Source organism: Streptomyces sp. NPDC031474, assembly GCF_055581185.1.
On the sequence record NZ_JBVIJX010000004.1, the window covers coordinates 532,738 to 555,956 of the forward strand.

The 23,219-nt window shown below is 72.4% G+C and carries 14 protein-coding genes; 7 read left to right on the forward strand and 7 right to left on the reverse strand.

Going from position 1 to position 23,219, the window contains the following annotated elements:
- The first annotated feature begins 164 nt into the window (after window positions 1-164).
- Window positions 165-1,109: an aldo/keto reductase gene (locus ACZ5SK_RS10655; RefSeq protein ID WP_334578810.1), complete on the forward strand. Its 945-nt coding sequence runs from the start codon at window positions 165-167 to the stop codon at window positions 1,107-1,109.
- A gap of 78 nt (window positions 1,110-1,187) precedes the next feature.
- Here ACZ5SK_RS10655 and ACZ5SK_RS10660 read toward each other — a convergent pair whose 3' ends face one another.
- The 4 genes from ACZ5SK_RS10660 to ACZ5SK_RS10675 form a co-directional block, all read right to left on the reverse strand.
- Window positions 1,188-2,642 (reverse strand): PrsW family glutamic-type intramembrane protease, encoded by a 1,455-nt coding sequence (locus tag ACZ5SK_RS10660; RefSeq protein WP_334578811.1) that lies wholly within the window; start codon window positions 2,640-2,642, stop codon window positions 1,188-1,190.
- Between the two features lie 58 nt (window positions 2,643-2,700).
- Window positions 2,701-3,552, reverse strand: a complete 852-nt coding sequence (gene trmB, locus ACZ5SK_RS10665; protein WP_319344109.1) for a tRNA (guanosine(46)-N7)-methyltransferase TrmB — start codon at window positions 3,550-3,552, stop codon at window positions 2,701-2,703.
- 89 nt (window positions 3,553-3,641) lie between these two features.
- On the reverse strand, window positions 3,642-4,919 hold the full coding sequence (gene lhgO / locus ACZ5SK_RS10670) for an L-2-hydroxyglutarate oxidase (protein ID WP_361706125.1): 1,278 nt from the start codon (window positions 4,917-4,919) through the stop codon (window positions 3,642-3,644).
- A gap of 54 nt (window positions 4,920-4,973) precedes the next feature.
- Window positions 4,974-6,398 carry an MFS transporter gene (locus ACZ5SK_RS10675; protein WP_319677114.1) on the reverse strand — a complete coding sequence of 475 codons (1,425 nt, stop codon included), beginning with the start codon at window positions 6,396-6,398 and terminating at the stop codon, window positions 4,974-4,976.
- 705 nt (window positions 6,399-7,103) lie between these two features.
- Between ACZ5SK_RS10675 and ACZ5SK_RS10680 the strand changes: the two genes are divergently transcribed.
- Together ACZ5SK_RS10680 and ACZ5SK_RS10685 are read left to right on the forward strand one after the other, a co-directional pair.
- Window positions 7,104-9,224 (forward strand): asparagine synthase-related protein, encoded by a 2,121-nt coding sequence (locus ACZ5SK_RS10680; protein ID WP_361706121.1) that lies wholly within the window; start codon window positions 7,104-7,106, stop codon window positions 9,222-9,224.
- A 426-nt stretch (window positions 9,225-9,650) separates the two neighbouring features.
- Entirely contained in the window at window positions 9,651-13,133 is a 3,483-nt protein-coding gene (locus tag ACZ5SK_RS10685; protein ID WP_468575778.1) for a BTAD domain-containing putative transcriptional regulator, read from the forward strand.
- Here the strand turns inward: ACZ5SK_RS10685 and ACZ5SK_RS10690 are convergent.
- A complete protein-coding gene (locus tag ACZ5SK_RS10690; protein ID WP_468575780.1) occupies window positions 13,120-15,024 on the reverse strand; it encodes a sigma-70 family RNA polymerase sigma factor in 1,905 nt (634 codons plus the stop codon). The genes ACZ5SK_RS10685 and ACZ5SK_RS10690 overlap by 14 nt on opposite strands.
- 389 nt (window positions 15,025-15,413) lie before the next feature.
- Window positions 15,414-16,187: a TetR/AcrR family transcriptional regulator gene (locus tag ACZ5SK_RS10695; protein ID WP_361706112.1), complete on the reverse strand. Its 774-nt coding sequence runs from the start codon at window positions 16,185-16,187 to the stop codon at window positions 15,414-15,416.
- A 378-nt stretch (window positions 16,188-16,565) separates the two neighbouring features.
- Between ACZ5SK_RS10695 and ACZ5SK_RS10700 the strand changes: the two genes are divergently transcribed.
- From ACZ5SK_RS10700 to ACZ5SK_RS10710, 3 genes are all read left to right on the forward strand, one after another.
- Window positions 16,566-17,945, forward strand: coding sequence for an NAD(P)/FAD-dependent oxidoreductase (locus ACZ5SK_RS10700; protein WP_334578817.1), 1,380 nt, complete (start codon window positions 16,566-16,568; stop codon window positions 17,943-17,945).
- A gap of 226 nt (window positions 17,946-18,171) precedes the next feature.
- Window positions 18,172-19,824 (forward strand): ATP-binding SpoIIE family protein phosphatase, encoded by a 1,653-nt coding sequence (locus tag ACZ5SK_RS10705; RefSeq protein WP_334578818.1) that lies wholly within the window; start codon window positions 18,172-18,174, stop codon window positions 19,822-19,824.
- 79 nt (window positions 19,825-19,903) lie between these two features.
- Window positions 19,904-20,701 (forward strand): class I SAM-dependent methyltransferase, encoded by a 798-nt coding sequence (locus tag ACZ5SK_RS10710; RefSeq protein ID WP_334578819.1) that lies wholly within the window; start codon window positions 19,904-19,906, stop codon window positions 20,699-20,701.
- 75 nt (window positions 20,702-20,776) lie between these two features.
- On the opposite strand, the gene ACZ5SK_RS10715 is transcribed toward ACZ5SK_RS10710, so the two are convergent.
- Window positions 20,777-22,069, reverse strand: a complete 1,293-nt coding sequence (locus ACZ5SK_RS10715) for an MFS transporter (RefSeq protein WP_334581271.1) — start codon at window positions 22,067-22,069, stop codon at window positions 20,777-20,779.
- A gap of 105 nt (window positions 22,070-22,174) precedes the next feature.
- Between ACZ5SK_RS10715 and ACZ5SK_RS10720 the strand changes: the two genes are divergently transcribed.
- Window positions 22,175-22,723 (forward strand): MarR family winged helix-turn-helix transcriptional regulator, encoded by a 549-nt coding sequence (locus ACZ5SK_RS10720; protein ID WP_079661362.1) that lies wholly within the window; start codon window positions 22,175-22,177, stop codon window positions 22,721-22,723.
- Window positions 22,724-23,219: the final 496 nt, after the last annotated feature.

Here is a 23,219-nt window from a genome sequence, read left to right on the forward strand (position 1 = left end):
GTCCCTCCGGGGAATACCTGTTCTACCCGTAGTACCCGGAACACCCCTGAGGGTCCCCCTCGGGGGTGTTCACGTGCTCCGGTGCTCCGTCCACGTGTGCTGTTCACACGTTCTTTGCGTTGCCCGTGGAATGGGTGTGCCGCCCGCGCCCGTTGATATGAAGCATGACTTCTCTTCGCAAGCTCGGCTCCTCCGACCTCGAGGTCTTCCCGCTCTCCCTCGGCGGCAACGTCTTCGGCTGGACCGCCGACGAGACGACCTCCTTCGCCGTCCTCGACGCCTACGCGGCCGCCGGCGGCAACTTCCTCGACACCGCCGACTCCTACTCGGCGTGGGTCGAGGGCAACTCGGGCGGTGAGTCCGAGACCATCATCGGCAACTGGGTGAAGCAGCGCGGCAACCGCGACGACGTGGTCATCGCCACCAAGGTCAGCCAGCACCCCGAGTTCCCCGGCCTGACCGCGGCCAATATCAAGGCCGCCGCCGACGCCTCCCTGCGCCGCCTCGGCACCGACCACATCGACCTCTACTACACGCACTTCGACAAGACCGAGGTGCCCGTCGAGGAAATCGTCGGCGCGCTCGACGAACTGGTGAAGGCCGGCAAGGTCCGCCACATCGCCGCCTCCAACATCTCCCCCGAACGCCTCCAGGAGTCCCTGGAGTTCTCCGACCGCGAGGGCCTGGCCCGGTACGTCGCCCTCCAGCCCCACTACAACCTGGTCTCCCGCGACACCTACGAGGGCGGCCGCCAGGACCTCGCCGCCCGCTTCGGCCTCGCCGCCGTCCCGTACTACGCGCTGGCCTCCGGCTTCCTCACCGGCAAGTACCGGCCCGGTACGACGGTGGAGAGCGCCCGCGCCGCCGGCGCCGCCAAGCATCTCGACACGGAGCGGGGCCGGAAGGTGCTCACCGCCCTGGACGAGATCGCACAGGCCCACGACACCCAGGTCGCCACGGTCGCGCTGGCGTGGCTCGCGGCGCAGCCCACGGTGGCCGCGCCGATCGCCTCCGCGCGGACGGTCGAGCAGCTGCCGGCGCTGCTGGAGGTGGCGGAGCTGGAACTGACGGACGCGGAGGTCACCAGGCTGACCCAGGCCTCCGCCTGAGCCCCACCTACCCCCTACTCCTCCCGAGCCCTCTCCTGCTCCCGCCTGCTCCTACTGATCACGACTGGTCATGACTGGTCATGACTGGTAGGGGTTGGAAGCCGGATAGGGCTGTGCCGGATAGGGCTGTGCGGGATACGGCTGTGCCGGATGTGGCTGTGCGGGATACCCGTAGCCCGACGCATGTGCTGCGGGATACCCGTAGCCCGGCCACTGCCCCTGGCCCGGCACCTGAACCGGCCCCTGGCCGTACCCGTACACCCCATACACCGGCCAGGGCGGCGCGGTCACCCGGACCGGCGGGGCCGTCATCCGGGCGGCGTGGTCCAGCGCGGGCCGGGCGATGTCCTTGCGCCGCCACAGTTCGTTCAGCAACTCCCGCTCCCGTACGACGAAGTCGGCGTTCGCCCGCCCCCGCCGACCGCGGTGCCGCAGGAACGCCAGGGACGTCGCATACGCCTCGTACCGCGCCACCTCCTTCGCCGCCGGTTTGCCGAGGTGGCGGCCCGCGTAGACGCGGGCCACCCGCCGGGCCCGCATCGAGCCGAGCGCGAACGGCTCGGCCGGGGTGAGCCAGCCGGCGGCCGCGTAGGCGGGCAGTTCCTCGCGTACGGTGCGCAGCTCGCGTTGGCGCGTCCACACCACCAGCCAGGTCAGCAGCCCGAACGCGGGCACCATGAACGCCGCGTACACCGCGAAGAAGCCGAACTCGCCGAACGTCGAGGAGCCGTTCCACAGGGCGTGCATGCCCATCGCGAGAAGCAGCCCGGACAGCGGGAGCAGCACCCGTCGCAGGCGCTGACGGTCCCCGGAGAGCGCCGCGACGCCGAAGCCGATGCCGGTCAGGACGGTGAACAGGGGGTGCGCGAACGGCGACATGACGACGCGTACGAAGAAGGTCGCGGCGGTGACGGAGGCGATGCCGCTGTCGCCGCTGAGCTGGTCGGTGCCGAAGGCGGTGCCGAGGTAGAGGATGTTCTCGGTGAACGCGAAGCCGGTGGCGGTGACGCCGGCGATGACCACGCCGTCGACGATCCCGGTGAAGTCCCGCCTACGGAAGAGGAAGACGAGGAGGACGGCGGCCGCCTTGGCGGACTCCTCGACGATCGGCGCTATGACCGTCGCCCCCAGGGTGTCCGCGCTGGACGGGTCGGCGGTCGCGGTGGCTATCCACCGGGTGGCGAAGCTGTTGGCGACGATGGCGATCAGCGCCGCCGCGCACGCACCCCAGGCGAAGGCGAACACCAGGTTCCGCCAGGGCCCGGGTTCGACCCGGTCCAGCCACCGGAAGGCGGCTATGAGCAGCGGCACGGGCAGCACCGCGAGCCCGAGCCCGACCAGGAACCCCTCGGTGCCGGTCTGCTCCCGCACCAGCGCGAGGATGACCAGCCCGGACAGCGTGAGCAGCATGATGAGCGCCCCGTACCGCACCCACCTGCGCTGCCACCAGTGCGCGTGCCTGAGCACACCGTCCTCGGGAGCGCCGCCGGGGGGATGCGGCGGGTAGGGCGGAAAGGGGGGACTGATGGCCACGGCATCGACCCTAACGAGGGAGGGGACTGTGGTGGAGGGGGCGGTCGGTCAGTGATCCCTAGGCCGGTCGGCGATCCCCGGGCCGGACGCGATGCTGTACGCGGCGGAAGAGCAGATCGTTCACCACGTGGCCCTTGTCCAGGCCCTGCCCTTCGAAACGGGTCAGCGGCCGGAACCCGGGCCGGGGTGCGAACCCGCCGTCGGCCCGGGTGTTCTCGAAGTCGGGGTGTGCGGTGAGCACGTCCAGCATCTGCTCCGCGTACGGCTCCCAGTCCGTGGCGCAGTGCACGAGCGCGCCCGGCCTGAGCCGCGTCGCGGCCAGGTCGAGGAACGCGGGCTGGATGAGGCGCCGCTTGTGGTGGCGCTTCTTCGGCCAGGGGTCGGGGAAGTAGACGCGCAGCCCGTCGAGCGAGTCCGCCGGCAGCATCTCGCGCAGCAGGATGATCGCGTCGCCGTTGGCGACCCGGACGTTGGTCAGCCCGTTCTGGTCGGCGAGGTTGAGCAGGTTGCCCTGGCCGGGCGTGTGCACGTCCACGGCGAGGATGTCGGTGTCCGGGTCGGCGGCCGCCATCTGCGCGGTTGCCTCGCCCATGCCGAAACCGATCTCCAGGACGACCGGACGGTCGTCGCCGAACAACTCGGCGAGGTCGACGGGGTGCCCGTCGATGTCGAGTCCCCACTTGGCCCACAGCCGCTGCAACGCGTCCGCCTGCCCGGCCGTCACCCGGCTGCGCCGGGGCTGGAAGCTCCGGATCCGCCGCTCGAAGTGCGACCCGGCGGGATCGGCCTTGGGCCCGTCGGGGAACCGGGGCTCCCCCTTGGCGCGGGTATGCCGAACGGACTCACCCGGGTGGTGCTCGCCGCCGGGGGAGGGCTGGGGTATTTCGGGGGTACTCACGGAATCAGACACAGTGGGGTCGATTTTACGGGGGCCGGGCGAGCGGCCGTGAGTCGAGGCCGGGGCGAAGGCTTCGGCCGAGGCCCCGGCGAAGGCGCCGGTCACGACGCCTCCAGCACTGCGAGCGCTCTGCGGGCCACCTCCCGCCCGATCGGCAGCGAGGCGGTGGCGGCCGGCGAGGGCGCGTTCAGCACATGCACCGTGCGCGGCCCCTCCCGGATCAGGAAGTCGTCGACCAGTGTGCCGTCCCGCAGCACGGCCTGCGCCCGCACCCCGGCCTCGGCCCGCACCAGATCCCCGTCCTGAACGGCAGGCAGCAGGCGGCGCACCGCGTCCGCGAACGCCCTCCTCGACAGCGACCGCCGCAGCTCCCCGACCCCGTACCGCCAGTGTCGCCGCCCCATCCGCCACACCCCGGGCCATGCCGCCGTCGCCATCGCCTCCCGCGGCCGTACGACGCCCCATCCGTACCCCTCCCGGGCCAGCGCCGGCACGGCATTGGGGCCGACATGCACGCCTCCGTCGATCCCTCTGGTCAGATGCACCCCGAGGAACGGGAACGCCGGATCGGGCACCGGATACACCAGTCCGCGCACCAGCTCGGGGCGCGCCAGCTCGTAGTACTCGCCGCGGAACGGCACGATCTGCACCTCGGGGTCGTCGCCCGTCAGCCGGGCGATCTCGTCGCAGTGCAGTCCGGCGCAGTTCACCAGCACCCGCGCCCGGATGATGTCCCCGCGCTCGGTGAGCACGGCCACCCCGCGCTCCGGCCGCCGGTCGACGCGCACGACCTGGGCGCCGTAGCGGATCTCCGCCCCGGACGCCTGGCCCAGCTGTCGTGCGACGGCCGTGTAGTCGCAGATCCCGGTCGTGCGCACGTGTATGGCGGCGAGGCCGCGCACCTCGGGCTCGTACTCCGCGATCTGGGCGGCGCCCAGCTCCCGCACCGGAATGCCGTTCTCCCGGCCGCGCTGCACGAGCGCGTGCAGCCGGGGCAGCTCCGCGCGCTCCGTGGCGACGATCAGCTTGCCGGTGACGGAGTGGGCGATGCCGTACTCCGCGCAGAACTTCGTCATCTCGACCGCGCCGCGCACCGCGTACCGGGCCTTCAGCGACCCCGGCCGGTAGTAGATCCCGCTGTGGATGACGCCGCTGTTGCGGCCCGTCTGATGCCGGGCCACTCCCGGTTCCTTCTCCAGCACCGTCACCCGTGTGCCCGGCGCGGCACGCGTGATCGCATACGCCGTGGACAGCCCGACGATCCCGCCGCCGACCACGAGCACGTCACAGTCATAAGCGATCCCCGACACGTGCACCACCTCCCGCCTCCGATAGTGCACTGCGCCACTGACAACGCCTTCAAACCCGGGGAAGGGCATGACACGCCCGCGGCCCCGAAACGGAAGAAACCGGGCAGATGGGGAGGGAACGGTCTAGGCCGGTGTCATCAGTAACGGCCGGGCCCGCTCCCGCAGCTCCACCACGCGCGGCTCGTCACCGTAGGGCTCCAGCCGGTGAAGGAGATCCTTCACATACTCCGTGGTCCGCGCGGAAGAGATCCGCCCGGCGACCTCCACCGCCCGTACCCCCTGCTCACAGGCCGCGTCGAGATTCCCCGACTCCAGCTCGGCCACCGCGGACACGACGAGCCGTAACCCGTGCGACCGCACGAACTCCTCCGTCGGCTGAGAAAGCGCCTGCTCGGTGAAGCGCCGCACCTGACGCGGCGCCTTCAGATCGCGGTAGCACTCCGCCGCGTCGGCGGCGAACCGGTCGTAGGAGTAGAAGCCGAGCCAGGACGGGTCGTGATCGCCGTCCCGCGCCCGCTCCAGCCAGCTCTCGGCGGCCTTGAGCGCGGCCCCGGCGGCCTGCGCGTCCCCCGCGCGTGCGTGCGCGCGCGCCTCGACGAGCCGGAAGAAACTCATGGTGCGGGCCGTGGCCAGCCCCCGGTTGCGCTCCAGGGCGGCCTGCGCGAGGTCGACGCCCTCGTCGCCGAAGCCGCGGTAGGTCGCCTGGAGGGACATGGAGGCCAGCACATACCCCCCGAGGGGGACGTCCGCCGCCGCGCGGGCCAGGCGCAGCGCCTGGATGTAGTACCGCTGCGCGGCCTCCTGCTGGCCGGTGTCGAAGGCCATCCACCCGGCCAGCCGGGTCAGTTCGGCGCTGGCCCCGAACAGGGCGCGGCCGACTTCGTCGGAGTACGAGCCGAGCAGCAGCGGCGCGGCCTCCACTCGCAGGCACTCCGGGACCATGGACGAACGCCAGTCGCCGCCTCCGTACTTGGAGTCCCAGCGTCTGGCGTCCTCGGCGGCCTCCCGCAGTTTCTGCACATCGCTGTGGCCGACTTTGAGCGGTGCGCCGGACCCCTCCAGAAGGTGTACGTCCCGCGCCACCGAACTGTCGGCCGGGGTTATCAGCCACCGTGAGGCGGGCGTTGCGTATGCGCTTACTGCGAATGATCCGGCCAGCGACTGCCAGATGCCTCCGGAGCCGGCGCGGCGGCCGGCGAGGTCGAGGCGGTAGAGCTCGGTGGCCGAGCGCACCGCCTGGTTGACGTCCCTGGGGAAGGCGAGGCCCACCTCGGGCGCGGGGTCGGCGTCCGCCAGCCCTATCTCGTGCAGCGGCACCGGACGGCCGAGCTTCTGTCCGATGGCGGCCGCGATGAGGTGGGGCGCGGCGCCCTGCGGCACCATGCCCTTCGAGACCCAGCGCGCCACGGACGTCTTGTCGTAGCGAAGAGTCAACCCGCGTTGAGCGCCAAGATCGTTGACGCGTCGCGCGAGTCCTGCGTTGCTGATTCCCGCGAGGGCGAGAACGGCGCCGAGTTTTTCGTTCGGCCCGCGTTGCTCCCTGGACATTGCGCCACCCCTCGACACAGACGGCTGCCGCGCTGGCATAACCATGCGGCATTCGTAAACCCAGCGTAGTTCGCCGCATCCCAAGCGTTAAGGGGCATTCTTCCGGTTGGCGGGATTGTGGTCCGTACGAAGGTGCGGGTGCAGATGCGGATCGTCGCGGTGTGCTCCCGCTGTGTGGCCGTGCGCCCGGCCGTGCGCTCTTCTCCGGCCATCACGGGAGCGGTTCCATGGCTCCTGCGTGGGTCGGCCCGCTGTACTGGATCCAGTGGGCTGGGGGACACCGCCGCCTTCATCCCCGCGGGCGGCGGAACGGTCCGGGGGGCGAGCTCCGTCTCCCGGACCGGCGCGAGCCTTTCACGGCACGCGCGCGTGCACGGAGGGTGTGCGGAGCCTGCGCAGGACGTTCTCAACGCCGGACGCGCACCGGGGATTTGGCCGAAAATCGACCCTCTGTTCCCTGGGTGACAACGCCTCCGACCATGGAAATCGAGGGCGCGCCGGGCGTCCTGGGGGAGCGTACCGGGGGCGCATTCAGGTCGTGGACGCCGGGGTGCGCGCGGACGCCGCAACCGGCGCCGACACGTTCACACGGGCACACTCCCCGGATCGCAAGCGGTGCCGCCTCCTTCTACGGCGCGTTCTTCGTGGCAGCATGTGAACCGTTCGTGCGGTGCACTCGGTTGTCCACAGCCTGTGGAGGCGTCGATGCGGTGGTTGGTGGGATGGAGCAGCACCGCCGCGGGTGCGCTGGGCGGAGCCATGGGCTACGAAGGGCGCCAGGACGACGGTGCGGCGTACGGGGGCCAAGTCGGCCACGACGGTGAGACCTTGCACCCGGTCGGCTCCCAACTCCTGTGGGGCGACCCCGATCCGCTGTGGGCGGTCGGCGACTGGCGCCCCGACGAGGTGCGGGTGGTGCAGGCCGACGCCCAGACCCGGATCGCGGTCCTCGGTACATGCGGGGCGAGCGACGAACAGCTGCGCGTCGGACTGTTCGCCGCGCGCGGAGGGGCGCTTCGGCATCTGACGGCCTGGTCGGGCAGCTACACGGCGATCGTCCAGGTCGGCCGGCGCATTACCGTCTGCGGTGATCTCGCGGGCGTGCGCCCGGTGTTCCACACTCCTTGGGCGGGCGGCACGGCGTACGCGACGGCCGCGCTGCCGCTGGCCGACCTCATCGAGGCCAACCTCGACTTCGGTCACCTGGCGGCCCTGCTCGCCGCCCCCGACGTACCGGCCGCCCTGCACGACTCCACCCCGTACGACGGCGTGCGACGCATTCCGCCGGGGCATGCGTTGATCCTGCGAGCCGGGGCGCGCGAGGTCGCCGGTTACGAGCCGGTCGCCTCCCTCGCCGTGGCGGCGCCCCCGGCCGACGCGGACAGCGCGGTCGACGGCGTGCGCGACGCGCTCATCGAGGCGGTACGCGCGCGTCTGTCCGCGCCCCGGCACGTCCCCGACATCGATCCCGGCCCGGTGCCCGGCATGGGACCCGCCGAACGGCGCGCCGCGCGCGGGATGCCCGTTCCCGGCATCGGCGCCGACCTCTCCGGCGGCCCGGCCTCCGGCACGCTGGCGCTTCTGGCGGCCGGCCTGCCCGGCATGCCCGGCACCCTGCTCGGCCACGGCACGGGCGCGGGGGAGCGGCTGCTGGCCGTCACTTTCAACGACCTGGCCGTCGGCGGCCGCGAGGCCGAACTGGAACGGGCCGGCGCCCTCGCGGCCAACCCGCGTCTGCACCACGTCGTGGTGGCCGGCAGCGAGGAGACCCTGCCGTACGCCGACCTGGACGGCCCGCTGACCGACGAACCCGGCGCCAGCCTGGTCACGGCCGCCCGCCACCGCGCGCGTCTCGCAGCGGGCAGCGCGGACCACTTCACGGGCTACGGCGCCCGCCAGGTCCTGGACGCCCACCCGGCCCGCCTCGCCGACCTGCTGATGGACCGCAAGCGCCGCCACCTGGTACGCCCCGTCGCGGCGTTGACGAAGGCCGACGGATCGGTGCTCGTCCCCGCGCGCGTGTACGGCGCGGCCCGCCGCCTGGCCCGTACGTCCTACCGCGCGGGCGTGGAGGGCCTGGCGGAACGCCTCCTGCACCGCAGCTTCAGCTTCGACGACCCCTCAGGCGCCGTAGGGGCGTCCCTGGCCGCCCTCACCTGGGGCGACGCGGGCCCGGCAGCGCGCTGGCTGACGGGCGAGGCGCTGGCTGAAGTATCGGTTCGCCTGCAGGGCGCCGCACACCGGTCCGGGGTCGGCCCCGGCCAGCGCCCCGGCGACTACCGCGCGCGTGCCGCCCTCACGCGTCTTGCCATGGACCTGCGTGTCCTGGAGCAGGCCGCCGAGATCCGCTCCCAGCGACTGCACGCTCCGTTCCTCGACAACCAGGTCGTCCGCGCGTGCCGGGCGCTCCCCGAGACCCTGCGCGTGCAACCAGGAGCGCGCGCCGCGATCCTGCGCACCGTCCTGAAGGGCGCCGGCGTCACCGACCTCCCGCCCGGCTGGGGCGCCCCCTCCCAGGCCCCGGTCACCGCGGCGGCCCGGGCAGGCCTGCGCATGGCCATGGACCCCCTCCTCACTCTCTTCGAGGCCCCCCTGCTCGCGGAAGCGGGACTGATCGAGGCGAGAGTCGTCCGCAAGGCCCTCAGAGCCGCCGCGGCAGGCGAACCCCTCCCCCTGGACGGCCTCGCCGACCTGATCTCCCTCGAGATCTGGCTCCGCCGCCTCCTGTCCCGCAGAGGAACCTGCTGGACAGGAACCCCGGCCCGCGCACGCGCGGTACCGGCAGGCATCGCCCCCCAGAGACGAGCGGTCTCCTCCGGCGGCTGAGGCCGCGCCGCCGCTGCCGCCGCCCGCACAACTGCGGGCAGTCGTGCCGCCGGGGCGGCACGGACGGGCCCAGAGGCACCCCGTACGCCGGGCCGCGCCCCCAACCCCCCAGCCGCCACTCCGGGTCACACGAAACGGAGCCGGCTGTACCCACCCCCGGGGACCCACTCCCGGGGACCGACCCGCCGGGGACCAACCTCCCCGACCACCGACCACCGACCACCGCCCCCAGGCACCCACCCCGCCCCACGATCGACCGCCCCGAAACCTGGTGCCCCCACCTCGTCCCCCGGGGACCCGCTTCCGGGGACCGACCCGCCGGGGACCAACCTCCCCGACCACCGACCACCGGCACTCACCCCGCCCCACGATCGACCGCCCCGAAACCTGGTGCCCCCCAACTCGTCCCCCGGGGACAATGAACAGGTGCGGTACAGAATCCTGGGCGTCACCCAGACCGAGGACGACCAGGGCATCGCCGTACCCATCCCCGGCCCCCGCCTCCGCGCGCTCCTCACCGCCCTGGCCCTCCGCCCAGGCCGCCCCACCGCCCCGGAAACCCTCATCGACGAGGTCTGGGCCGACTCCCCGCCCCAGGACGCCACCGCCGCCCTTCAGGCCCTGATCGGCCGTCTCCGCCGTGCCGTCGGCAAAGACACCGTCACCTCCGCCCCCGAGGGTTACCGACTCACCGCGACCGAGGACGACGTCGACCTCTTCGTCTTCGAACGGCTCGTACGCCAGGGCACCGAGACCCTGCGGCAGGGCGACGCCTCCTCCGCCGCCCGGACCCTCGACGCCGCCCTCGCCCTGTGGCGCGACCCCGCCCTCGCCGACCTCCCCGACCGCACCGCGGCCGCCCGCCCCGAGGCCCTCCACCTGGAAGCCACCCGCGCCCGCGCCGAAGCCGACCTCCTCCTGGGCCGCGCCCGCGAAGCCGTACCGCGCCTGCGGGAACTGACCGCCGCGCACCACTACGACGAGCCGCTGCACGCCCTCCTCATCCGCGCCCTGCGCGACACCGGCCGCGACGCCGACGCCCTCGCCGCGTACGAGACCGCTCGCCGCACCCTCGCCGACGGCCTCGGCGCCGATCCGGGCCCACACCTGCGCGCCCTGCACACCGAACTCCTGAACCGTCCGACACCGACCCACCGTCCCCGACCCGACCGCGGCCCGGCGCCGGCCCACCCCCCAGCGGCCCTCGCCGACCTCACGCCGTTCCAACTTCCCGAACGCACCGGCAACATCCGTCCGCGGCTTACCTCTTTCGTGGGCCGGGAACCCGAGCTCGCCGCCATCCGTTCCGAATTGCACAGGGCCCGTCTCGTCACGCTCACCGGACCGGGCGGCTCCGGAAAGACCCGTCTCGCCGAGGAAGCCGCCGCCGGGCTCCCGCAGGCGTGGCTGGCCGAGCTGGCGCCGCTCGACCGGCCGGAGGCGGTGCCGGGCGCGGTGGTCAGTGCCCTCGGTCTGCGCGAGACCGTCCTGTTGACCACCGACCTGGCGACCCCGCAGGACGACCCGGTCGCCCTGCTCGTCGAGTACTGCGCACAGCGCAGCCAACTCCTGATCCTTGACAACTGCGAACATGTCATCGGCGCGGCCGCCGCCCTCGCCGAGACCCTCCTCACCCGCTGCCCCGGGCTCACGATCCTCGCCACCAGCCGTGAACCCCTGGGCGTCCCCGGTGAGTCGGTGCGCCCGGTCGAGCCCCTCCTCCCCGACCAGGCGCACCGCCTCTTCACCGACCGCGCGGCCGCCGCCCGCCCCGACGCGGCCGCCGCCCTGCAAGACCGGGACCAGGAGGCGATCGCGGAGATCTGCCGCCGGCTGGACGGGCTGCCGCTCGCCATCGAGCTGGCCGCCGCCCGCCTCCGGCTGCTCACCCCGCGCCAGATCGCCGACCGCCTCGACGACCGCTTCCGCCTGCTCACCTCGGGCAGCCGCACGGTCCTGCCACGCCAGCAGACCCTGCGGGCCGTCGTCGACTGGTCCTGGGACCTGCTCGACGAACCGGAGCGCACCCTGCTGCGCGAGCTGTCCGTGTTCGCGGGCGGCTGGGACCTGGAGGCGGCGGAGGCCGTGTGCACCGGCCCCGTCGCGGACCTTGTCGGGGCGCTCGTCGACAAGTCCCTGGTCGTGGCCGCCCCCTGTGAGGGTGACGGCGGCGACGGCATGCGCTACCGCATGCTGGAGACCATCCACGAGTACGCCACCGAACGCGCCGCCGAGTCCCCGCAGTCCCGCGCGGCGGTCGAACGGCGACACCGCGCGTGGGTGCGCGCGCTCGTCGAGCGGGCCGATCCACTGCTGCGCTCCGCGGAGCAACTCCCCTGGATCTCCCGCCTGGAGACCGAGATGGACAACATCCGCGTGGGCCTCCAGCGCGCGCTCATGGCAGGCGACGAGGAGGAGGCCGCCGCCCTCTGCCTCGCCACGGGCTGGTTCTGGTGGCTGCGCAACCACCGCCACGAGGGCGCCGAGTGGACCGACCGCACCCTGCGCCTGGGCGCCGTCCTGGACACGCTCCAGCCCTCCCGCACGAACAACACCCCCGACCGTGCGCCCGCCCGCCCCCTTGACCCCGCTGCCACCCTCACCTGCCGCTCCCTCACCGTCCCCGCCGACCTCACCGCCCGCATGGCCGCCGTCGACCCCGTCGACGCCTTCCTGGAGACGAGCCCGCCCGCGCCCGGCACGGACGGTCACACCCGGTACATGCGGCGCGTGAACCTGCGGATGCTGCATCTGTTCCTGTTGTCGGAGTCCGAGCCGAAGGACGCTGGGACGGACTCACGCCACCGGCAGTACCTCGTCCGCCTGCGCGCCGACTACGAGCCCGGCGGCCCGCAGGCCGCCGTGATGCCCGGCCTGATCTGGCCGCTGACGGCCTTCCAGCTGAGGGACACGGTGGACGTCCGGAGCATCCTGGACGCGGCCGTCGCCAACTGCCGTGCCTACGGCGGCGACTGGGAACTCGGCTGCACCCTGATGTTCCGCACGCACATGGTCGTCGACTCGCCCGGCGGACTGCACGGCGTCGACGACGACCTGGCGGAGCTGCGGGAGCTCAGCATGCGCGTCGGCGACCGCTGGATGCGGGCCCAGGTGTGCAGTGCGGCCGGCGAGGCGGAGATGGCGCGCAGCCGCTTCGCGGAGGCGGAGCGCGAGTACCGCGAGGCGCTGCGGCTCGCCTACGAGGTCGGGGCGTACGCGGAGTCGCCGTTCCTCATCGCCCGGCTCGCGGAGATCGCCTACCGCTCGGGCGACGTCGACGGCGCGCTCGCCGCGCTGGACGAGGCGGACAACGCCGCCGACCGCCACGGCGTGCCGGACGTCCGGGCGTTCGTCCTCCTGCTGCGCGCTCACATCGCACTGCACGAGGGGCAGGTCGCCCACGCGCGCGAGCTCTGCGACCGGGCTCATACGGCGGCCCAGAAGGGCACACCGCCACCGCAGTTCGCGGCGGCGCTGGGTTTGCTCGACGCGGACCTCACGGCCGTCGAGTCCGGCCCCGAGCACGGTCTGCCGATGCTCGCCGACACGCTGCGCCGGGCGGTGGCCGACGAGTGCGCCGAGACGGTCACCTCGTCGATCATGGACGGCGCGGCGGACCTGCTGGCCCGCCTCGGCGACTTCCCGCGCGCGGCCCGACTCCTCGCGACCGCCGACGCTCTGCGCGGCCCCCACCCGCGCCCCGCCCCGGATCACGCCCGGGCCGAGCGGGCCGAGGCCGCGATCCGCGAGGCCCTGGGCGGCGAAGGCTACGCGGCCGAGCGCACCCGCGGTACGTCCATGACGGTGACCGACGCCCTCCGCGACCTCACGCAAGCCGCGCACGACCACCCCGCCCCATCGCCGGACACGGCGGGCCCCGCAGCCTTCCGGTCCGCTACGAGCATGTGAACGTGGACTCGGCCCAGTCCGCGAGTGCCACCGTGTCGAAGGTGCTGTGCGGCTCGACCACCAGGCGTACGGTCGCGCGGCCGGTGAGGTTCACATGGACGGGCACGGCCGGGTCGCCGCCCTTGATCACCCCGGACGACCAGAGCCGGTTCCCGTCGCCGTAGACGGAGAAGGAGACCTTGCCGAGCTTCATCGTCAGATCGTCGACGCCGACGAGCGCGTCATAGGAAACGCACTCCCGGTTGAGGTCGACGGTGACGGAGGAGTCGCCGTGCACGGTCACCCCGCGCCCGTACCGCCGGTCCGCGATGGACAGCCCACCGTCGCGCTGCCACACCCAGCTGCTGCCGCCGAGCCGGATCTCGGGCCCGGCCCCGTCGCCGGTGACGTCGAGGGACAGCTCGCTCAGCGGGTAGGCGGCCAGGGCGGGCGGCGGCGGGGGCGTAGGCGTGGGGGGCGGGGTGGACGTCGGAGTCGGTGTCGGGGTGAGAGCGGCGGCGGGTGGTGGTGTGGGGGCCGGCGTCGGGGTGGACGTAGGCCTGGGGCTCGGGGCCGGTGTTGGGGCAGCCGCCGGGATGATCGCCGGAGGATCCGGCTCGGGCTCCTGTGTCGGCGTCGGTGTGGGGGTCGGCTCCTCGGGGCGTGCGACCGGCGCCGGCGCGGATGCCGGGGGCTTGGCCTCGGGCTGCTTGGCAGGACTGTCGTTGCCGACGAGCGCGAGGGCCACGGCGGCGGCCGCCACCGCGACCGCACCGGCAGCGATGCCGGTCTTCACGGGCGCGCCCAGGCCCTCCGAGGCCAGCACGCCCCCGGCGCCCGTCCCGCCGGTGGAGCCGCTCGCCGCGGCGGCCGCGCCCGCCGCCCCCGCCCCGGCGCCCCCGGCGATGAGCGCGACGGCCTTGGCGTACCCGGCCGCGCCGAACCAGCCGATGACCGCGACCGGCACGACGGCGGGGATGCTGCTGGCGACCTCCTCGATCTGCAGGGCGGCCAGCCGGCACTTGGCGCACTCCTCCAGATGCTTGCGCAGCCCTCGTTCCGCGCGGGTGCGCAGTCGGCGGCGGGCGTAGGTGCCGAGCTGGTCGGCGTAGCGGGCGCACTCCTCGTCGGTGGTGAGGGTGGCGCTGACATGGGCCTGGAGATAGGCCCGCTTGAGGCCCTCGCGGGCGCGGCTGGCGAGCACCCGCGTGCCGTTGGCGTCGAGGCCGAAGAGCATGGCGACCTCGCTCGGCGACTCGTCCTCGACCTCGGTGTGCCACAGCACCGCCTGCCAGCGCTCGGGCAGCGAGCGGAAAGCCCGCATGGCCATGGACTGCTCGGCCTCGTGCATCGCGCGCACGTCGGCGCCCAGGTCCAGGCCCGCTCCGAAGGAGCCGATGGACGCGGTGTCGTCGGCGACGTCGGAGGAGCGGGCGGAGTGCGCGGCGAACACCGCGAAGTCGTCGACGAGTTGCTCCCGCTTCGCCGAGCGCGTCCAGCCCGCGGCGACGCGGCGGACGGAGGTGAGAAGGTAGGCGCGGACGGCGTACTCGGGTCCCGAGCCGCCGCGTACCGCCTGGAGCATGCGGGCGAAGACCTCGGCGGTGAGATCGTCGGCGGTGTGTGCGTCCCGGCAGCAGGTGCGGGCGTAGCGGCGCACGGCGTCGGCGTGACGTCGGTACAGCTCCTCGTACGCCGTGTCGTCGCCCGAGCGCATCCGGCCGATCAGGTCGGTGTCGGCCGGCGGCAGGTCCCGCGGCGGCAGGATGCCCCCGGTCCGTCCTTCGCGCTGTGCCGGGACACTGTTCTGCTTCGGTGCGGCCGGCGGAGTGGGCGCCGGGCCGTTCGCGCGTCCGCCCTGGCTCGGCACCTGCGGTGAACCGAGCGACTCGTCCCGACCGTCAACGCTCATCGCGGAAAGCCCCCGCCGCCTGCCCTACCAGTCCCGACCACCGGGTCAGAGTGCCATATTGGCTTTTGTTCAGGACCCGGTGGGACGGCCCTACCACTCGTCCGTGGGGACTCGTCGCAATCCAGTACTAGGTTTCACCCGGACGGGGAAGGTTCAACTCTCGTACACCGGGCAGGAGTTGAGCAATGCGCCCCAAATGCCCCGAATGCCCGACAGGGTGAGTGAGGGCAGAGCACGGGGCGGGTGAGGGCAGAGGAGAGGGCCCACGTGGCACCCCCGCCCCCCACCCTCACTCCCCGGTGACCCTTACGAGCCAAGAGACCCCGACTCAGGAGAACCCCACTCGAGAGAACCCGACTTGAGAGAACCCCGAGTCAAGCGCACCCGAGTCAAGCGGACCGCGACCGCAGGCCCTCCAGCAGGATGTCCAGCAACCGTGCCGAGGCGGCCGCCTGCTGGGCCGGGTCCGGCAGCGAAGGCGCCGCCGTCGCGATGACCAGCAGCACGTCCGACACCGACACGTCGGCGCGCAGTTCGCCCGCCTCCCGCGCCCGCTCCACGAGCCGGCCCACGACCTCGAGCAGCGCCGCCGCCCCGGCGTCGTCGACGGCGGCCGTCGTGCCGTCGTCCGCGACGAGCCGCAGCTCGCCGCCGCCCGGCTGGGTCCGCTGCTGCGGCACCCGCGCCCCGTCGGCCGACACGGCCTCGGCGCCGTCCTCCAAGACCCCGACGCGCAGCACCTGCGGCGGCAGCAGCCGCCCCGCACCGGAGGCCACGGACGTCCGCAGGAAGCGCGACAGCGCCGACCACGGCTCGTCCTCCTGGCCGAGCGCCGCCCGCGCCTGGTCGGTCAGCCGGGAGGTCTCCTCCTCGGCTATCCGCCGCACCAGGACGTCCTTGCTCGGGAACCGCCGGTACACCGTGCCGACGCCGACCCGCGCGCGACGCGCCACGTCCTCCATCGGCGCGCCGTACCCCAGCTCGCCGAACACCTCGCGCGCCGCCCGCAGTACGTGTTCCAGATTGCGCTGTGCGTCCACGCGAAGCGGCGCTGACCGCGCGCCGTCCCCGCGTCCGTTTCCCATCGCCGCACCGACCGCACCGACCGTACCGCCGGATGCGAGGGCTGGTGCGGACGGCCAATGCGAGTTCTGAATGTGCATGAATGATCCCCCGGTAATGACGTCTCCCCCCGGAGACTCTCCCCGCCATCGAAAGCCGGGGTGTGGAACAGGGGACGGCCACCCCGGGCCCGCCCGTCGCAGACCCGCAGAGCGCTTCCCCCTGACACCCCGTCGACTCACGAACATAGTTGAGAGGGAGTCAATTCAGAAGGGGCAGGTTCCGCACGGAGCGCCCCCCGATCGGAGTACGGGTCGTATACGTCCCGATTGCACCCCTTCCCGCACCCCGGCGCACACCCTCTGACCTGCACTCCTGCCGTGTACTCCGGTGTTTCGGCCAACCCCGCGGCCGCCCGACTCGCGGTCACACAAATTGTCGAGGCTGTGGACAAACTCCAGCGACCGGTGCGTCATGGGATGGTGAAGGAACGTGCGCGCATTCTCGTTGTCGGCGGCGGCTACGTCGGGATGTACACGGCCCTGCGGCTCCAGCGGAAACTGAAACGGGAAATCGGCCGGGGCGAGGCCGAGATCACGGTCGTCACACCCGACCCGTACATGACGTACCAGCCCTTCCTCCCCGAGGCCGCCGCGGGCGCCATCTCCCCCCGGCACGTCGTCGTGCCCCTGCGCCGCGTCCTGCCGCACTGCCGGGTCGTCGTCGGCGAGGTCACCGCCGTCGACCACGCCAAACGCACCGCCACCCTCACCACCCTCGCCACCGACGAGGAGGGCACCGGCCCCCGGCAGCTGACGTACGACGAACTCGTCCTCGCGCCCGGCTCGATCTCCCGCACGCTGCCCGTCCCGGGGCTCGCCGACCACGCCATCGGCTTCAAGTCCGTCGAGGAGGCCATCGGGCTGCGCAACCACGTCATCGAACAGATGGACATCGCCTCCTCCACCCGCGACCCCGCGATCCGCGACGCCGCCCTCACCTTCGTCTTCGTCGGCGGCGGCTTCGCGGGCGTCGAGGCGCTCGCCGAGCTGGAGGACATGGCCCGCTACACCACGCGCTACTACCACAACGTCAAGCCCGAGGACATGAAGTGGATCCTCGTCGAGGCCTCCGACCGGATCCTGCCCGAGGTCGGCGCCGACATGGGCCGCTACACCGTCAGTGAGCTGCGCCGCCGCAACATCGACGTCCGCCTGAACACCCGGCTGGAGTCCTGCGCCGACCGCGTCGCCGTCCTCAGCGACGGCGCCCGCTTCCCGACCCGGACGGTCGTGTGGACCGCCGGCGTCAAACCCCACCCGCTCCTCGCCGCCACCGACCTCCCGCTCACCGAACGAGGTCGGCTGAAATGCACCCCCGAGCTCACGATCGACGGCGCCACGCACGCGTGGGGGGCCGGAGACGCCGCGGCCGTCCCCGACGTCACGGCCGGCGAACCCGGCACGGAGACCGCACCCAACGCCCAGCACGCCGTCCGCCAGGCCAAGGTCCTCGCCGACAACATCGCGCACTCCCTGCGCGGCGAACCTCTGGAGACATACGCCCACAAATACGTCGGCTCGGTCGCCTCACTCGGCCTCCACAAGGGCGTCGCCCACGTCTACGGACGCAAGCTCAAGGGCTACCCGGCCTGGTTCATGCACCGCGCGTACCACCTCAGCCGCGTGCCCACCTTCAACCGCAAGGCGCGCGTGCTCGCCGAATGGATCCTCTCAGGGCTCTTCAAACGAGAGATCGTCTCCCTCGGATCCCTCGAACATCCCCGCGCGGAGTTCGAACTGGCTGCCGGTGGAAAGCCTTCTGGCGAGTCTTCCAGCGACCCGAAGGGGTCGTCCTGACCGATCCAGGAACTCCACCGGCCGCCCCCACGTCTGACGAATGTCGGCCCGGACGGCGGCCACACTGCCAGACTGCTCCCTGCTCATAGCCCCCCGAACCCACGAGGCTGTTCCCCCGTGCTCCACCTCCCGGGTGCTGCAACACTGTGCGGCCACCGCCGCGCGGCCCCCGCAGCCCGGGCCGGGCCCGGAGCCGGCCGACGACGACTACACGAGGCAAGGATTCGTGAACTTCACGCGCTGGAGCGCCCGGCTCCCCGGAACGCCGCGCCGCGCCGCCGCGCGAGCCGAGCACCCGGTCACCACCACGGACCGGCGGAGCGAAGGCTCCGTACCCGCGGCCCGCGCCGAACAACTCACCGACGAGCCGCCCCCCGTGCCCGCCGTCGACGAACTCCCGGTCCGTGAGGTCCTCGACCGCGTCCCGGCCCTCGTCGCCCTCGTCCACGGCCCCGACCACCGCCTCGCCTACGTCAACGACGCCTACACGGCGGCCTTCGGCGCCCGCTCCTGCGGCGAACCCGCGGCCGAGGCCCTCCCCGAACTCCGCGACCTCGGCCTCATGCCCCTCCTCGACCAGGCGCTGCGCAGCGGCAAGCCCCGCACCCTGAAGTCCCGCAAGGCCCCCGACGGCCGCCACTACACGTTCACCTGCACCCCGGCCGCCGAGGACAACGGCAAGGGCACCGTGCTGATCTTCGCCACCGACGTCACCGACCACGCCGAGGCCGCCGAACGCCTCAGAGCCAGCGAACGCCGCCAGCGCGAGACCGCCGTCACCCTCCAACGCTCCCTCCTCCCCCAGGAGCTCGAAGAGCCCGACGACCTGCGGATCGCCGCCACCTACCAGCCCGGCGGCACCGAGGCCGCCGTCGGCGGCGACTGGTACGACGTCATCACCCTCGGCGGCGGGCGCACGGCGCTGGTCATCGGTGACGTGATGGGCCGCGGCGTCCGCGCGGCGGCGGTCATGGGCCAGCTCCGCACGGCCGTCCGCGCGTACGCCCGTCTCGACCTGCCCCCGCACGAGGTACTCCAGCTCCTCGACGGCCTCGCCGCGGAGATCGACGCCAACCAGATCGCCACCTGCGTGTACGCCATCCACGACCCGAACGAGGGCCGGCTGGTGTACGCCTCCGCAGGCCACCTGCCCATCCTGGTCCGCGACGAGAGCGGCACCGTCCATCGCGCCGACGAGCCCACCGGGCCGCCCCTGGGCACCGGCGGCTGGATGCACGCCTCCGGCTCGGTCCCCCTCGGCCCCGGCTCGACGGCCGTCCTCTACACGGACGGCCTGGTCGAACGCAGGAACGAAGACCTGGACGAGGGCATCGCCTCCCTGGCACGCGCCCTGTCCGGCGCCACCGGCACCCCCCAGGTCGTCTGCGACCGGCTCGTCCGCTCGGCCGGCGTCACCGCCGACCACGACGACGACGTCGCCGTCCTCGTCCTCCAGCACCCCGCCCGCACCGGCCCCGACAGCGAGCTGTTCCGCAACGCCGCTCTGGACCTCCTCGGCGGCGTCGAAGCGGCCCCACGCGCGCGTGCCTTCGCTTCCGGCGTCCTCACCAGCTGGCGATTCCCGGCCGACCTGCACGACCTCGGCGTCCTCGCGGCCAGCGAACTCGTCGCCAACTCCCTCCAGCACGGCATCCCGCCCATGCGGCTACGGCTGCGCCGCACCGACCGCCGACTGATCATCGAAGTCACCGACGGCGACGACCACCTCCCGCGCCGCCGCCGCGCGGAACCGGGCGACGAGTCCGGCCGGGGCATCGCCATCGTCGCCACGATCGCCTCCAACTGGGGCAGCAGACGCACCCCGGGCGGCGGAAAGGCGGTGTGGTGCGAGTTCATCCTGCAGAAGCCGACCGAATGAGGCCGAGAAGTTCCTCGAACGCCCGTTCCCTCGCGCGCGGCACCTAGGCGAACCCGCCTCCCGGTGCTAGTAGCTCCCCATGGCAGACGCAACGGGCTTTCACCTCAAGGGAAGCGCCCCCGAGCGCTACGAACACTACGTCGCGCCCCTCATGGCGCCCTTCGTCACCGCACTCGTGGACGCCGCGGACCTCTACCCCGGCGCCACCGTCCTCGACCTCGCCTGCGGCACCGGCTTCGCGGCCCGTGCCGCAGCCGCCCAGGCGGGCCCCACCGGCCGGGTCGCCGGCGCGGACCTCAACGCGGGCATGCTCAAGATCGCCGAAGCGTGCCACCCCCGCCTCTACCCGGACATCGAGTTCACCTGCGCCCCCGCCGACGACCTCCCCTATCCCGACGCGACCTTCGACGCCGTCCTCTGCCAGCAGGGCGCCCAGTTCTTCCCCGACCTCGACGCGGCACTGCGCGAAACAGCCCGGGTCACCCGCCCCGAAGGCCGCTTCGCCGCCACGGTCTGGTCCCACCTGGACGACTCCCCGTACTTCGTGGCCCAGCAGCACGCGGTCGAGCAGTACGACACCGCGGAGGCGGCCGCGGGCTTCAGAGCGGCCTTCGCCACCGCGGACCGCCTGACCGCAGCCCTCGACCGTGCGGGATTCCGCGACACGACCAACCGCCGCCTGACCTTCACGATCACCCTCCCTCCGCTGGAGGACTACGTCCGCGGCCACCTCTCCGCGATCCCCTGGGGACGGACGATCGCCGACACCCTCGGCGAACAAGCCCTCACCCAGGCCGCGGCCACGATCCGCGCCCGCCTCCCCGAGGACACGACGACCTTCCCCTTCACGACGACCCTGGTGACAGCAGTCCGCTGATCACACGAGCCGAGAGCACGCAAAAGGCGGCCGTCGTCCCCACCACGACGGCCGCCTCCAGCCCGGACCCGGACCTCAGGCCTGGGCGGCGCCCACAGGCTCCACAGCAGCCCCGCCCCGCGCGACCACCCGCTTGCGCGCCAGCCACGGCTGATCCTGGACGGCGGTCAGCTGCCGCCCCAGCCGCAGCGCGAGGTAGGTGATCCCCAGCGAGAACAGCAGAAACGTCACGATGTACGACGCGTGCAGCGAGGCCCCCATCGGCCCGCCCACCGCCGGACCGACGGCCAGCGCGAGCTGCTTCACCAGGGCGAACGCCGAGTTGTACTGCCCCGCCATCCCCTCCGGCGCCAGATCGGCCACCAGCGGGGCGACCGTCGGCGACAGCATCGCCTCACCCAGCCCGAACAGCGCGTACGTCGACACGAAGGCGGCCGTCGCCATCTCCCGGCTCCCATGCCCCAGCCCGGCGTACCCGGCCGCGACCCACGCCACGGCCCAGATCAGCCCCACGGCCGCGATCACCCGCGACCGCTTCTGCCGCTCGACGAACTTCAGCACGGCGAACTGCGCGACCACGATCACCGCGGTGTTGGCTGCCAGAGCCGTCCCGAGCGCGGACGTCGAGATCCCGGCGGCCTCCACGCCGTAGGCACTCAGCCCCGACTCGAACTGCCCGTAGCAGGCGAAGAACAACACGAAGCCCAACACGGACAGCTGCACCATGGCCCGGTTGCCGAGCAGCTGCTTCCAGCTCCCTCCGGCGGACTGCGGCGCGTCCCCGAGGCGCGGAGCGTGCGGCAGACGCACGGTCGACATCACCACGGCCAGCAGTAGGAACATCGCCGCCTCGATGGCGAAGAGCAGCGTGAAGGAGGAGACACGCGTGGTGTCGACGAGATGCCCGCCGATCAGCCCGCCCACGCCGAGCCCGAGGTTCTGCAGAAAGAACTGCATCGCGAACGCCCGCGACCGGGTCTCCGCGGTCGAGCAGTCCACGATCATCGTCGCCAGCGCCGGCTGCATCACGGCCTGCCCGGCCCCGAGCGCCACCGCGGCGCCCAGTACGGCGGTGGCGTTGCCTGCGAGCCCCAGGCTCAGCGCACCCAGGGCGGCGGTGACCAGGGCGACCAGCAGGACCGGCAGTGGACCGCGCCGCACGATCGCCCGACCGGCGAACGGCAGCACGATCAGCGCGGCCACGGCGAAGACCGTGAGGACGAGCCCCGCCGTCATGGCTCCCAGCCCCCGCACCTGCGCCACATAGACGTACAGGTAGGGGACCGTGAAGCCCAGTCCGAACGCGCTGAGTGCGTTGCCCACGTGGATCCGGCGCATCGCTGCGCCCTTGGCCCTGGTCACGTTCACCTCTCTCACTAGTTAGATTCTGAAGACTTCAAAGCTAAACTTCGAAGCTAAAGATTATATTCCGAAGGACTTCAAGGCAAAGTCGCCGCGTGCGATACTGCGGCCATGGCCGAGACCCCCGGTGTCACTGAGCCGACCCTCGAAGAGCAGATCGCCGCCTACCAGCGCGAGTTCCAGGACCTCGACCCCCAGGTCGAGAAGATCGTCTCGGCGCTGTCCCGACTCAACCGGCGGATGAACGTCGCCTACGGCCGCCAGACTGCCGACCTCGGCATCAGCAACGCCGAGTGGGAGGTCCTCAAGGCCCTCGTCCTCTCCGGCGCCCCCTACCGTCTGGGCCCCAGCGACCTGGCCAAGCGCCTCGGCCTGACGCCGGCCGCGATGACCCACCGGATCGACCGCATGGTCTCCGAAGGATTGGTGACTCGTGAGAGGGACGAGTCCAACCGGGTCCGGGTGATCGTGGAGCTGACGCCCGAGGGCCGAGAGAAGTGGCTGGAGGCGATGCGCATGGCGACGGTCTTCGAGGGCGACCTCCTCCAGGACCTCTCCGCGGAGGAGCGCACGGCTCTGGGCGAGGTCCTGACCAGACTCCTGCGCAGGGTGGAGCACGCCCAGCCGGACGCCGGTGGCCGGCTCAGCGACCTCGACTAAAAGATCTTGACAGGGGCGGTTGACACCCTCTTGCAGGGTGAGTAGAGTTCTTCGGGTTGCCGGGGAGCTGTAACGGTTCTTCGACAGCACCTCCGCCGCAGAAGCGGCACCTCAAACCATCAGCATGATCTCCCAACGGGATTGCATTCGGTGTGCCCGAATTCAATTCGAGTCGGAGTCGGCGGTCCGATTAGGAACTGCCGAGCAGATCCGCTAAGGTTTGAGACGTCGGAACGGCCCAAACAGCCGCGAAGACAAGCCCCCTCTGACTGGGAATCAGGACCGAAAGGATCTGATAGAGTCGGAACCGCCGGAAAGGGAAACCGCGGAACGAAAAACGCGGAGAACCTGGAAAGCACCGAGGAAATCGGATCGGAAGAAGATCTGATAGAGTCGGAAAAGCAAGACCGAAGGGAAGCGCCCGGAGGAAAGCCTGAGAGAGTCTCTCGGGTGAGTACAAAGGAAGCGTCCGTTCCTTGAGAACTCAACAGCGTGC